The 13,502-nt window shown below is 68.0% G+C and carries 10 protein-coding genes; 3 read left to right on the top strand and 7 right to left on the bottom strand.

Translation table 11 applies throughout. The annotated features are described in order from the left end of the window. Positions 1 to 14: 14 nt before the first annotated feature. The gene (locus tag AC5RVG_RS14865) at positions 15 to 1,661 is read right to left on the bottom strand and encodes an AAA family ATPase (protein ID WP_494014433.1); all 1,647 of its coding nucleotides are present in this window, start codon (positions 1,659 to 1,661) and stop codon (positions 15 to 17) included. Positions 1,662 to 1,754: 93 nt separating this feature from the next. After that, the gene (locus tag AC5RVG_RS14860) at positions 1,755 to 2,561 is read right to left on the bottom strand and encodes a hypothetical protein (protein ID WP_494014432.1); all 807 of its coding nucleotides are present in this window, start codon (positions 2,559 to 2,561) and stop codon (positions 1,755 to 1,757) included. A gap of 131 nt (positions 2,562 to 2,692) precedes the next feature. On the opposite strand from AC5RVG_RS14860, the gene purH reads away from it, so the two are divergent. Both purH and AC5RVG_RS14850 read left to right on the top strand, forming a co-directional pair. Beyond that, positions 2,693 to 4,369: a bifunctional phosphoribosylaminoimidazolecarboxamide formyltransferase/IMP cyclohydrolase gene (purH, locus tag AC5RVG_RS14855; RefSeq protein ID WP_494014431.1), complete on the top strand. Its 1,677-nt coding sequence runs from the start codon at positions 2,693 to 2,695 to the stop codon at positions 4,367 to 4,369. A gap of 320 nt (positions 4,370 to 4,689) precedes the next feature. Beyond that, on the top strand, positions 4,690 to 6,918 hold the full coding sequence (locus AC5RVG_RS14850) for an NADP-dependent isocitrate dehydrogenase (protein WP_494014430.1): 2,229 nt from the start codon (positions 4,690 to 4,692) through the stop codon (positions 6,916 to 6,918). A 136-nt stretch (positions 6,919 to 7,054) separates the two neighbouring features. On the opposite strand, the gene AC5RVG_RS14845 is transcribed toward AC5RVG_RS14850, so the two are convergent. Beyond that, positions 7,055 to 8,146, bottom strand: coding sequence for a Gfo/Idh/MocA family protein (locus tag AC5RVG_RS14845; RefSeq protein ID WP_494014429.1), 1,092 nt, complete (start codon positions 8,144 to 8,146; stop codon positions 7,055 to 7,057). Between the two features lie 154 nt (positions 8,147 to 8,300). On the opposite strand from AC5RVG_RS14845, the gene AC5RVG_RS14840 reads away from it, so the two are divergent. Further along, the gene (locus AC5RVG_RS14840; protein ID WP_494014428.1) at positions 8,301 to 8,870 is read left to right on the top strand and encodes a hypothetical protein; all 570 of its coding nucleotides are present in this window, start codon (positions 8,301 to 8,303) and stop codon (positions 8,868 to 8,870) included. Positions 8,871 to 8,942: 72 nt separating this feature from the next. Here AC5RVG_RS14840 and AC5RVG_RS14835 read toward each other — a convergent pair whose 3' ends face one another. The 4 genes from AC5RVG_RS14835 to AC5RVG_RS14820 form a co-directional block, all read right to left on the bottom strand. Then, the gene (locus tag AC5RVG_RS14835) at positions 8,943 to 9,827 is read right to left on the bottom strand and encodes a carbohydrate ABC transporter permease (protein WP_494014427.1); all 885 of its coding nucleotides are present in this window, start codon (positions 9,825 to 9,827) and stop codon (positions 8,943 to 8,945) included. Next, on the bottom strand, positions 9,827 to 10,732 hold the full coding sequence (locus AC5RVG_RS14830) for a carbohydrate ABC transporter permease (protein ID WP_494014426.1): 906 nt from the start codon (positions 10,730 to 10,732) through the stop codon (positions 9,827 to 9,829). The genes AC5RVG_RS14835 and AC5RVG_RS14830 overlap by 1 nt, the downstream gene beginning before the upstream one ends. A gap of 91 nt (positions 10,733 to 10,823) precedes the next feature. Next, complete coding sequence (locus tag AC5RVG_RS14825; RefSeq protein WP_494014425.1) at positions 10,824 to 12,104, bottom strand: ABC transporter substrate-binding protein; 1,281 nt, start codon at positions 12,102 to 12,104, stop codon at positions 10,824 to 10,826. Positions 12,105 to 12,251: 147 nt separating this feature from the next. Next, complete coding sequence (locus AC5RVG_RS14820) at positions 12,252 to 13,472, bottom strand: ROK family transcriptional regulator (protein ID WP_494014424.1); 1,221 nt, start codon at positions 13,470 to 13,472, stop codon at positions 12,252 to 12,254. Positions 13,473 to 13,502 lie beyond the last annotated feature (30 nt).

Genomic DNA, 13,502 nt, shown 5'->3' with positions numbered 1-13,502 from the left:
AGGTCGGGTGTTGTCTAAAAGTCCACGGTGCGGCCGCCGCGTACCGGCTGCCCGGCGGCTGCTGCGGGCAGGCCACCGGCAGGTGGCGCCGGGTCGATCGGCTGTCGAATGTCCGCGTCCAGATCCTCGCTGCCGGTGGCACCGACGGCACGCAAGGCAGCCCACTGCCGGATGGCGCCCACTTCCTCGGCCTGCGTGATGGCCAACGGAATCATGTTGGCGACGGCCCGCTGCAGGTCGTTCAGGCGGACCGGGCGGTCTTCGGCATAGGCATCGAAAAGCGCGGCGACGACCGCCTGTTCGATTTCCGCACCGGAATAGTTTTCCGAGGCATCGGCGAGGAGTCCGACGGCGGCCGGATCGTTGGCGACGGCGTGCAGCTGGTTGGCGGCGGTGCCCTTGCCGGCCATCTGGATCTGCCAAATCACCCGGCGTTCGGCGTCGCTGGGCAGATCGACGAAGAAAATTTCGTCGAACCTGCCCTTGCGCATGAACTCCGGGGGCAGCCGGTCGATGTTGTTGGCGGTGGCGACCACGAAAACCGGATGGCGCTTTTCCTGCATCCAGGTCAGGAACGAGGCGAACACGCGGGCGGAGGTTCCGGAATCCCCCTCGCCGCTGGTGCCGGAGAAACCCTTTTCGATCTCATCGATCCACAGGATCGCCGGCGAGATGGCTTCGGCGGTGGCGATGGCGTTGCGCATGTTCTGTTCGCTGGAGCCGACCAGGCCGGAAAAGACCCGGCCGATGTCCATCCGCAGCAACGGCAGCCCCCAGGCCGACGCCATCGCCTTGGCCGTTAGGGACTTGCCGCAGCCGGGCACGCCGGTGATCAGCACGCCCTTGGGCGCGGGCAGGCCGAAGTCGGCAGCGGCATCCAGCCAGGATCCCTTTCGCTTGGCCAGCCACCGCTTGAGGTTGTTCAGCCCGCCGACCTCGTCCAGGCTGATGTTCACGTCCACGTAGTCCAGCAGCCCGGACTTGCGGATGGTCTGGCGCTTCTCGTCCAGCACCACGTGCACGTCGTGCGCGGTCAGCTCGCCGTCGTCGACCATCGCCCGCGCGAAGGCGTTCTCGGCTTCGGCCATGGTCAGGCCCAGGGCCGCCTGCACCATGTTCTCCTGGTCGGCTTCACCCAGGCTGACCTTAATCCGTCCGCCGTCGGAATTCTGGCTGATCATGTGCGCCAGCATGGCCTTGATTTCGTCATGACTGGGCAGCGGAAAGTCGACCAACGTGACGGCCTTGTCCAGTTCGGGCGGAATGCGCAGCACCGGGGCGACGATGATCAGCACCCGACCGGTGGTGCCCTGCCGGAAGGCGGCAGAGACCTCGCGGACCTTCCGGACCACCTCGGGGTCCGCCGGGCGCTGGTCGGTGCCGAAGTAGGCGTGCAGGTCGAAGAAGATGAAGACGCCCGGATCGTGCGCGCCGAGCACCCGGTCCAGGGCACGCGCCGGGGCCGTGGTGTTGGACTGCTGGCCGTCGCTGGGGGAGAGGAGCCCGCTGCTGGCGTTCCACGTCCAGACGGGGCGCGGGGTGCGCAGCGCGGCGGCGCACTTGAGCACTTCGGCGTGCACGCGTGCTTCTTCATGGCTTTCGACATACAGCACGGGGATGCGGGCCTTGAACGCTTGGTCAAGCGTTTCAGCAAAAGACATGGTCTCTCCCCTTAAGGAACGGATCGGGATCTGGCTCTACTTTAGGCACAGTTGCAGGGACTGGGCGCTTTGGCCGCGGGTTTGGCGCAGTTCTCAGCGCCCGATGTCCAGGCTCCAGCTGCCCTCGCTGGTGTCCACCAGGAAATACGTCACCGGGTACGGCTGCCAGGAGAACCGTGTGGTGCTGGTGCCGATCTTGTTGACCACCAGGTTTCGACGCGATTCCTGCCAGGTGTAGACGGCGATGTTGGCGTCACCGGTGTAGGTGAATTCGGCCAGTACCTCATCGCCCTCGTAGCGCACCAGGGCAGGGCCGGAGCCGGCGACCCTACCGTCTTCCGGTACGGCGTAAGCGACCGGGCGGACCTCCAGGCGCCAGTCGCCGTCCGCCTCGACATGCAGTGAAAATTCTTCCCGCGCGGTGGCCAGGAGACCGGCCGAGGGTTCGTCCCGGTCGCCGGACTTGTAGAGGAAGTGGACCGGCCAGTCGGGGTTCTCCGGGTCGTCCACGGCTACGCTGGCATCCACGCCGCTGTCGATGACGATCTCGAACGGACCGTCGTAACCGGCCGGCCGCTGGTAGCCGAGGACCGCGTTGCCGGATCCTGCATAGCTGCCGGGGCCGCCGGCTTCTGCCACGGTTCCCTCCCCGGCCGCCGCCGACGCCGTGCCGGTCGCTTCCCCGGCGCCGGGCGCCGGATCCGCTGCGTTCCCTGCCGCCGGTCCGTCCGCCGGACCGGGGTCAGCACCCGTGGCGGCCGCGGCGGTGAAAAGGTGAGGCAGCAGCCGGGGGACGGCGAAGCCGAGCGCGCCGCACAGAACCAGGAGACCCAGCAGCCAGACCACGAGCGAAAAACGACCGATCCGCAGTGCCGCGTCCTCAGTCATCGGTGCCGACATGTTGTGCTGTTCTCCTTTGTATGTCCCCATGAGGTTACCCACACCGCGGATCCGCTTCACACTCGGTGCCCGGCAGTAGCCCGACGCTAGACTTGGAGCATCCCCGAATCCATTCTTCCTTGGAGATTTGTGTGAGCCTGAAGCAGCTTGACCGTGTTCCCATCCGCCGCGCGTTGATCTCGGTGTACGACAAGACCGGGCTGGAGGAGCTGGCGGAAGGCCTGCACAGCGCCGGGGTCGGCATCGTTTCCACCGGCTCGACGGCCAAGAAGATCGCCGCCGCAGGCATCCCCGTCACCGAGGTTTCCGAAATCACCGGCTTCCCCGAGTGCCTGGACGGCCGGGTCAAGACGCTGCACCCGCGCGTTCACGCCGGCATCCTGGCCGACCGCCGCCTCGATGACCATGTCCGGCAGCTCACCGACCTCGAGATCGAGCCCTTCGACCTCGTGGTGGTCAACCTCTACCCGTTCGTGCAGACCGTGCGGTCCGGCGCCAGCCAGGACGAGGTCGTGGAGCAGATCGACATCGGCGGCCCTTCGATGGTGCGGGCCGCGGCGAAGAATCATCCGTCCGTGGCGGTCGTGGTGGATCCCGCCTCGTACGCGGACGTGGTGAAGGCGGCGGGTTCCGGCGGATTCGACCTGAAGACCCGCCGCCGGCTGGCGTCGTTGGCCTTCGCCCACACCGCCGCTTATGACACCGCCGTGGCCAAGTGGACCGCCGAGCAGTTCGGCGACGACGCCGAGGCCGTCGAGGCGGCGCCGGCGCTCCCGCCGTACGCCGGCCTGGCACTGGAGCGCTCGGAGTCGCTGCGCTACGGCGAGAACCCGCACCAGGCCGCCGCGCTGTATGCGGAGACCGGCGCCGAGCCGGGCATCGCGCAGGCCGAACAGTTGCACGGCAAGGCCATGAGCTTCAACAACTACGTCGACGCCGACGCCGCCGTGCGCGCGGCCTTCGACTTCGCCGAGCCGGCCGTCGCGGTGGTCAAGCACGCCAACCCCTGCGGCATCGCCGTCGCGTCCCCGGGCGCCGCCGATCCCATTGCGGATGCGCATGCGAAGGCCCACGCGACCGACCCCGTGTCCGCATTCGGCGGCGTCATCGCCGCAAACCGCACGGTGACCGCGGGCATGGCCAACACCGTCAAGGACATCTTCACCGAGGTGGTTGTCGCCCCGGGCTTCGAGCCGGAGGCCGTCGAGATCCTGTCGAAGAAGAAGAACATCCGGCTGCTGGTCCTGCCGGACGGCTTTGCCCGGGACACGGTCGAGTACAAGCAGGTCTCCGGCGGCATGCTGCTGCAGGCCTCCGACCGGATCGACGCCGACGGCGACGACCCTGCCAACTGGACGTTGGCCGCCGGCGAGGCCGCCGACGAGGGGACCTTGGCGGATCTGGCCTTCGCGTGGCGCGCTGTCCGGGCCGCGAAGTCCAACGCCATCCTGGTCGCGGCCAACCGCGCCGCGGTGGGCATCGGCATGGGCCAGGTTAACCGGCTGGATTCCTGCCGCCTGGCCGTCGAGCGGGCCAATACGCTCGGCGTGGCGGTCGACGGCGGGGCGGACGCTGCCGGGGGAGCGGCCAATGTGCAGGGCTCCGGGGCGCCCGAGCGGGCCCGCGGTGCCGTGGCGGCATCGGACGCGTTCTTCCCGTTCGCCGACGGCTTGCAGATCCTCCTCGATGCCGGCATCCGTGCCGTAGTGCAGCCCGGCGGTTCGGTCCGGGACGAAGAAGTGGTGGCAGCGGCAGACGCCGCCGGCATCACCATGTACTTCACCGGGGCACGCCACTTCTTCCACTGACCGGTCCCCCCGCTGGGCAGCGGGGCCTCGTCAACGGGCGAAAATCCTTGCCGGCAGGGTGCCGGGGGCGCAGGTTCAAGGGAACCTGCGTGCCCGGCACCGGCCGCCAGGCGTCGCGCCCCTCGGGAGTCGGTGCACCGCCGTCGTGCCGGGCGCGGGACCGGTCCGGACGCGTGTGGCTTCTGCGGCACGGCGGCTTCCCGTCGTCCTCGCGATCTGCGGTGTGCGCGTCTTCAACCGGCGCCCGGCTGCCCTCCTCGGGTAAATTGGAGGAGTTGAGTAACCAAAGAGACCCACTTTTGCAGGGAGACGCCTCACCCATGGCCAAGATTATCTATACCCACACCGACGAAGCGCCGATGCTGGCCACCTATTCGTTCTTGCCGATCGTTGAGGCCTACGCCTCCACGGCTGGTGTGGAAGTGGAGACCCGCGACATCTCGCTCGCCGGCCGTATCATCGCCGTCTTCGGCGACTACCTCACCCCCGAGCAGCGGATCGGCGACGCCCTGGCCGAACTGGGCGAACTGGCCAAGCAGCCGGAAGCCAATATCATCAAGCTGCCGAACATCAGCGCCTCCGTGCCGCAGCTGAAGGCTGCCATCAAGGAGCTGCAGGGCCACGGCTACGCGCTGCCCGACTACCCGGACGATCCGTCCTCCGACGAGGAGAAGGACATCCGCGCCCGCTACGACAAGATCAAGGGCTCGGCGGTCAACCCGGTGCTGCGCGAGGGCAACTCGGACCGCCGCGCGCCCCTGTCGGTGAAGAACTACGCGCGCCAGAACCCGCACAGCATGGGCGCCTGGACCGCCGACTCCAAGACGAACGTGGCCACCATGGGCGCCGATGACTTCCGCTCCAACGAGAAGTCGGTCGTCATGCCGGCCGACGACAAGATCAAGATCCAGCTGGTGGCCGAGGACGGTACCGTCACGGTCCTGAAGGAGGCCTTCCCGGTGCTGGTCGGCGAGGTCATCGACGGCACCGTCATGCGCGCCGCGGCGCTGGACGAATTCCTGGCGGCCCAGGTGGCCCGCGCCAAGGAAGAAGGCGTGCTCTTCTCGGCGCACCTGAAGGCCACCATGATGAAGGTCTCCGACCCGATCATCTTCGGCCACGTGGTCAAGGCCTACTTCTCCGAGCTGTTCGCAACCTACGGCGACAAGCTGGCCGCTGCCGGCCTGAGCCCGAACAACGGCCTGGCCGCCATCCTGAACGGGCTGGCGGCGCTGGACCCCGAAGACCGCAAGGGCGTCCAGGAACTGATCGACAAGGGCCTGGACGAGGGCCCGGCCATCGCCATGGTGGACTCCGACAAGGGCATCACCAACCTCCACGTTCCCTCGGACGTGATCGTGGACGCCTCGATGCCGGCCATGATCCGCACCTCCGGCCACATGTGGGGGCCGGACGGCCAGGAAGCCGACACGCTGGCAGTGCTGCCGGACAGCTCCTACGCCGGGATCTACCAGGTGGTTATCGACGACTGCCGCGCCAACGGTGCCTACGATCCGACCACCATGGGCACCGTCCCCAACGTCGGCCTGATGGCCCAGGCGGCGGAGGAATACGGCAGCCACGACAAGACGTTCGAGATCCAGACCGCCGGCACCGTGCAGGTAGTCGACGGGGCCGGCACCGTGCTCATCGAGCACCAGGTGTTCCCGAACGATATCTGGCGCGCCTGCCAGACCAAGGACCTGCCGATCCGCGACTGGGTGAAACTGGCCGTCACCCGCGCCCGCGCCAGCCAGACCCCTGCCGTGTTCTGGCTCGACGAAACCCGCGCCCACGACGCCAACCTGATCGCCAAGGTGAACGAGTACCTCAAGGACCACGACACCGACGGCCTGCAGATCGAGATCATGGCCCCGGAGAAGGCCACCGCCTTCACCCTGGAGCGCCTCCGCAAGGGCGAGGACACCATCTCGGTGACCGGAAACGTGCTGCGCGACTACCTCACGGACCTGTTCCCGATCCTGGAGCTCGGCACGAGCGCCAAGATGCTCTCGATCGTCCCGCTGATCAACGGCGGCGGCCTGTTCGAGACAGGTGCCGGCGGCTCCGCTCCGAAGCACGTCCAGCAGCTGCTGGCCGAGAACCACCTGCGCTGGGATTCGCTCGGCGAGTTCCTGGCCCTGGCCGTGTCCTTCGAGCACCTGGCCACCTCCACGGGCAACGCCCGCGCGCAGATCCTGGCCGACACGCTGGACGCCGCCACGGGCACGTTCCTGCTGGAAAACAAGTCGCCCAAGCGCAAGGCCGGCGAGCTGGACAACCGCGGCAGCCACTTCTACCTGGCCCTTTACTGGGCGCAGGAACTGGCCAACCAGACCGCCGACGCCGAGCTGGCCGCGGCCTTCTCCGGCATTGCCTCCGAGCTGGCCCAGAACGAAGGGGCCATCGTCGGCGAGCTCAATGCCGTGCAGGGATCCCCGGTGGACCTGGACGGCTACTACCGGCCGGATGCGGCCAAGGCCGCTGAGGTCATGCGCCCGTCGGCCACGCTGAACAGCATCGTGGCCACGCTGACCGAAAAGAAGTAGGCCGCGCCGGGCGCCCGTCCGGCAGCAGCCACCCGTTGCGACGGCGGACGGCGCACCTCCCGCGGGAAGGTGCGCCGTCCGCCGTCGTGCTGTCCGGGCCGGTCCGCTGCCGCCGTGTCGGCCGCTGCTCTTCGGCTCAGTCCGTCACCGGCACCGCACGGTCATTGGCATAGCTGACCCCCAGCTGGGCGCGGACCCCGTCGAAGAGCCGCATGGTGTCCACGGTGTCCGCCCAGGGCATGGTGGGGCTCTGCTGCAGGCCGGACTGGACGCAGCGGGTGACTTCACGCAGCTCGAAAACGTAGCCGCGGCCGACGCTCGGGAAGGTTTCCACCCGGGGCTGGCCCAAATGCGGTTGGACCGCCAGCTCGGTGGGGTTATGCAGCGGCGCGTTGCTGCGGAGCCACCCGCCGGTGCAGGCGACGGTGGCCGTGCGCGGCGAGGCGGCCTGCAACGAACACGCGAGCTGCGCCTGGGCACCCGAACGGTAGCTGAGCGTCATGGCGTTCTGCGCGTCGATGCCGTCGTCGTTGACATGGCCGGAGGCGGCCACCGTCTGCGGGAAACCCAAGGTCCCCAGCGCCCAGGTCAGCGGATAGACCGCCAGGTCCAGCAGCGCTCCGCCGCCGGCTGCCGGATTCCACAGCCGGGCGGCCGGGTCGTAGACCGCCGGAAATCCGAGGTCGGCCTGCAGCCAGCGGACCTCGCCGAGTTCGCCAGACGCGAGGATGTCCCAGACGCGGTTGATGATCGGCAGGAAGCGCGTCCAGACCGCCTCCATCAGGAACAGTCCCCGCGCGGCCGCCAGTTCCGTCAGCTCCAGGGCTTCCCGGGCGTTGATGGTCAGGGACTTTTCGCACAGCACGTGCTTGCCGGCCTGCAGCGCCCGTCCCGCGATCTCGTAATGCTGGCCGTGCGGAGTGGCCACGTAGACCACGTCGACGTCCGGGTCGGCGAAAAGCTGGTCGTAGCCCTTGCCGGCGTCGCCGTCGAAATAGGCGGTCGCGAAGCCGAAACGCCGTTGGAAGGCCACCGCGTTGGCCTGGTTGCGGGAACTGACCGCCTGCAGCACGGCATCCTCCAGCCGGGCGATGTCCTCGGTAACCCGGGTGGCGATGGTCCCGGTGGCGACCACGCCCCAGCGCAGCGTCCGGCCGGTGGCTGCGCGCGGATCCGGGGCGCCGGGCCGGGCGCAGGGCGGGGTGACGATCCGGGGCGGTTGTCCCATGGCTCCATCTTGGCGGCCGGCGGCCGGGACGTCCATGGGCACCGATTGCCCTTTGTCCCGTCCTGACGCGCGCCTCGCTGCCCTACCGATGTGGACCTATCGATGGTACAAAGTAAGCAGGCTCAGTAATTCACAACGAGGAGGAGCCCGCACCATGGATACAGGCATGATCGTCGGAATCATCATCGCGATAGTTGTACTCCTGATCATCATCGGAGTCATTGTCTTCTTTGCGCAAAAGCGGAACACCAAGCGGAAGTTCGAGAAGCAGGAGGAGAACCGCAGGGAGGCAGCGGAGTTGCGGCAGAACGCGCAGGTGTCCTCGGTGGAGGCGCGGGAACGCCAGGCGGACGCCACCCAGGCGCAGGCCGAGGCCCAGCGGGCGGACGTCGAGGCCGAGCGTGCCAAGATTGAAGCCGACCGCCTGCGCCAGGCTGCCGAGCAGCGGCAGGCCGACGCCCAGGGAATCCGGCAGGAGAGCGAAGAGCAGTTGCGCCGCGCCGATGACCTGGACCCCGACGTCAACACCAAGGACCGGGACGCCCGGAAAGACCGCAAGCACGACGGCGGCGCCCACCGCGGCGACGCCGACCCCGACCGCGGTGTAGACGCGGCCGCGGGGTACGGCGACGACGGCGGCCGGCATGTCGATGACGCGCGCAACGACGGCGCCCGGGCTGCCGACGACACCCGCCGCGGCGAGGGCGGCAGCCACAACATCTAGGCCCGATCACAACAACACCTGGCGCCTGCTTCCCCCGGGGAGGCAGGCGCCAGGTGTTGTTGGGGGAGCCGCTCAGCCCTTGACGGAACCGCTCATCAGGCCGCCGACGAAGTACTTGCCCAGGATGATGTAGACCAGCAGCGTGGGCAGCGAGGCGATCAGCGCGCCGGCCATCGACGCGGCGTAGTCGGTCAGCTGTCCGCCGGCCAGGAAGCTCAGCGCGATGGTGACCGGGCCGTTGGAGCCGGAGGAGAAGAACGCCGCGAACAGGTAGTCGTTCCAGGCGGAGGTGAACTGCCAGATGAGCACCACCACGAAGCCCGGGGCGGAGACCGGCAGGATCACCGAGGCGTAGGTGCGCAGCAGCCCGGCTCCGTCCATGCGCGCCGCTTCGATCAGCTCGGCCGGCACGGATTCGTAGTAGTTGCGGAAGATCAGGGTGCAGATCGGCAGGCCGTAAACGATGTGCAGCACCAGCAGCGAGGGGATGCCGTTGGGCACCCCGAGACCCTGCATCAGCTGGGTCAGCGGGATCATCACGGCCTGGTACGGGATGAACATGCCGAACAGGATGAGGGTGAAGACCACGTTGGCGTAGGGGAAGCGCCAGCGGGAGAGCACGAACCCGTTCATCGATCCGAGCAGGGCCGAGATGATCGAGGCGGGGATGACCATGGCGAAGGTGCGGCCCAACGCCGGGCCCAGGGTGTCCCAGGCCTTGGCCCAGCCCGCGGTTTCCCACGTCGTCGGGAAGAGCCACGCGGTGGAGGGATCGGCGTCGGACGGGCCCTTGAAACTGGTAATGAACAGGACGTAGGCCGGAATCAGCACCACAAACACGAAGAGCAGCAGGATGGAGTATTTGAGCGTCCGGTTCATCCTCTGCCGGCCGGTGCGGGGAGCCGCCGGCCGGGGCCGGGCAACCTCGACGGGTGGCGGGACAGTTGCAGTGGCCATCAGCGCTTCTCCTGCCGTGAGGTGTAGACGAGGTACGGGACGACCACCAGCGCGACCAGCACCAGCATGATGGTGCCGATGGCGGCCGAGTCGGCGTAGTCGCTGCCGATGTACTTGACCCACATCATGGTGGCCGGGACCTGGATGTCGTAGGTATTGGCGTCGGGAACGATCGCCCGGATCAGGTCGAACAGCTTCAACGACATATGGCCGATGATGATGACAGCCGAGAGCATCACCGGGCTCAGCTGCGGAAAGATCACGTGACGGTAGAGCTTCCACTCGCTGCAGCCGTCGATCCGCGCCGCCTCGCGCAGTTCTTCCGGGATGCCGCGGAATCCGGCCAGGAACAGGGCCATCACGTAGCCGGAGAGCTGCCAGATGGCCGGCACGGCGATGGCGGCAATGCCCCAGTTGGGATCGGACCACCAGCTGTTCTGCAGGAAGCCGAGCCCCGTGCTGTCCAGCAGCCGGTTCAACCCTGTGGCACGCTCACCGCCGGGCTCGCTGGTCTGCAGGCTTGACAGCAGCCAGCGCCAGACCACGCCCGAGGCGATGAAGGACACCGCCATCGGGAAGAGGTAGACCGAGCGGAACAGCCCCTCGCCGGCGCCGGGCCGCTCCAGGATCCAGGCCCAGAGGAAGCCGAAGATCAGCGTGCCGGCCAGGAACACCACCGTCAGCAGGAGCAGGTTGCGCAGTGCGTGCTGGAAATCTGCGTCCCCGAACAGCCGGAGGTAGTTCTCCAGGCCGACGAATTCCGACGACGGCCGGGCCGTGTGCTGGTTGGTCATCGAGATGCGGACGTTTTCCGCGATCAACGCGTAGACGAAGACCGCCAGCAGGATGAGGGTAGGGGCGATCAGGGCCAGCCCCGGTCCCCAGGTCTTCACTTTCTTGAACATGGACTTCTCCTAGTGCCGCCGTACACGCCGGTGTGACATGGAAGGGCGGGCGCGGTGGTGGTGCCGCGCCCGCCCTTCCGGGGCGTCCTGGCTACTGCATGAACTTCTCGGCGATGGACGCCAAGGATTCCTGCAGGGCAGCCACGTCCTGCGGGCCGCCGAACTTGCTGACGGCGGTGCTCAGCTCGTTCAGCCAGGCCACCGGCACGGCGGCGCCGTGGGCCAGCGAGGACACGATGGTGTCGGACGAGAAGTCCTCGATGGCGCTCTGCTGGTATTCGCCGAACTCGTCGGACGGCACGTCGGTGCGGGCCGGGATGGAGCCCTTTGCCGCGTTGAATGCCTGCTGGCCCTCAACGCTGGAGATGGTGGTCAGCCAGGCCTCGGCACCGGCCGGGTTGGGAGCACCCTTGGGCAGCGTGAATGAATCGGCCAGGAAGTCGAAGATGCCGTCGGTGCCCGGGGTGGGGAAGTAGACGTAGTCCTCACCGGGCTTCTTGCCGTCCTGCGCGAACTTGGCTTCGGCCCAGTCGCCCATCACGTTGTAGGCGGCGGCGCCGTCCTCCACCAGCTGGGTGGCAGGACCCCAGTCGCTGAGGGTGTCACGGTCGGAGTTGGTGTAGCTGAGGGTCTTCTTGTAGTTCTCGATCGCCTCGGTCACGTCGGGGCCGGACCAGTCGGTGGTGCCGTCCCAGAGCCCGTTGTAGCCCTCGGCGCCAAGGGTGGCGAGCAGGATGTTCTCGAACAGCTGGACCTGGGTCCAGGTGCCGGCCACGGCCAGCGGGGTCTTCCCCGCCTCCTTGATCTTGTCCATGTCCGCGAACCAGGCGTCGAGATCGGCCGGCGGGCTGTTCGGATCCAGGCCGGCGTCCTCCAACACGTCCACGTTGGCCCACACCACGTTGGCCCGGTGGATATTCGACGGCACGGAGTAGATCTTGCCCTCAACGGTCAGCCGGTCCAGCAGGTCCTGGGGGAACGCCTCGTTGAGCTGGGCGTCCTCGTAGAAGGAAGTCAGGTCCTCCAGCTGGTCGGCGGCGATGTAGTCCTGCAGCTCGGCGCCGGCATGCGCCTGGAACGAGTCCGGCGGATTGCCCGACTTCAGGTTGGCCGCCAGCACGCTCTTGGCCTGGCTGCCGGCGCCGCCGGCGACGGCAAGGTTGTCGAACTTCAGCTCCGGATACTGTTCGGTGAAGATTTCCACCAGCGCATCCAGCCCGACCTTCTCGGAACCGTCCGCCCACCAAGTGAAGACTCCTACCGACCCCGACGCTTCCTCAGGGTTGGCTTCGTCCACCGCGCTTCCGCCGCCGCACGCGGACAGGAGCAAACCCGCGGCCGCAACGCCGGCGAGCAAAGATTTGCGTCGCATAAACGCCTCCATCAATCAGCAGTCATGGCCACGGGGTCGGCAAGACCCGCACACGGATGTGTGGCTTAGTACCGAAGTTAACTCCGTCACACACCTTGTCGTCAAGAGTTGAACGCAAACACGATCCCGGGAGGGTCCCGTCCGTGCTTAGGCGACGGGGAGTTCGGCCTGTTGAAGCACCAGCGTCGCAGCGCCCAACGCCTCGGCCCGGCTGCCCAAGGTGGACATCGCCAACTCCGTGGATTCTCCGACGACCGGAACCGCGTGGCGCAGCAGCCCGCGCCGTATCGGGTCCAGCAGGATGCTGCCGAGGCCCGTCAGCGAACCGCCGACCACGATGACCTCGGGATTGAGCAGGTTGCAGACGTTGGCGAGGGCGCGTCCCACGGCCAGGCCCGCATCATCGATCACGCGCAGGACGGCCGGGTCGCCCTCCAGTGCGATCCGGACGATGTCCTCGGTGCCGATGGGCTCGCCGCGGCCGCGGCTGAGCAGATCGATCATGGTGGAGGTGGAGGCCACCGTCTCCAGGCACCCGCGGTTGCCGCACCGGCAGATGATGCCGTGTTCGGCGACCGTGGCATGGCCTACCTCGCCCGTGACGCCCACATGGCCGTAATAGAGCTTGCCGTTGAGGACCAGGCCGGCCCCGATCCCGGATCCGATCTTCAGGAAGACCAGGTTCTGCGCGTGCTGGTAGGGGCCCCAGCTGACTTGGGCGAGGGCGCCCAGATTTGCGTCGTTGTCCACGAAGACGTCGGTGCCGAACCTCTCCCGCAGGCGGGCCAGCAGGTTGATGCCCACCCATTCGGGCAGGATGGCACCGTGGATCACGGTGCCGGTCCTCCGGTCGATCGGGCCCGGTATGCCTGCGCCCACCCCGATCACGGCCCGGGGGGAAACGGAGTTTTCATCCAACAGCCGCTGCGCCAGCCGGGCGGCGGTGTCGATGCCCTGCTCGGCCCCGTGGCCGAGCGGCAATTCGACGGCGCCTTCGGCGAGCACCCGGTGGTCGAGGCTGACCAGCACCACGTGCACGTGCCGGCGGCCGAAATCCACTCCGACGGCAACCGCGCCACGGCCATCGAGCAGGACCGACAGGGCGCGGCGGCCGGAACTCGTGGTGGGCGCGGTGCTGACCAGTCCGTCGTCGGCCATCGCCTTGACGATGTTGGAGACCGTGGCGGTGGACAGCCCCGTTTGCCGGGACAGTTCGGCCTGGGTAAGCGGGCCGCGTAACATCAGCGCCTGCAGGACCCGTTGGCTGTTCCGCCGCCGCAGGGCGCTTTGGGACCCCGGCCGGAGCTGGGGTGTGCGCGGCACCGGAGGCTGCGGGGCCTCGAGGGTGGACGGCTGATCGGCTCGCATACAGAAAAGCGTGCGGCAGCGCCGCCTTGT

This window comes from Arthrobacter senegalensis, assembly GCF_059091765.1.
The sequence above is the reverse complement of the archived record's forward strand: the minus strand, read 5'-3'. Positions and strand labels throughout refer to the sequence as shown.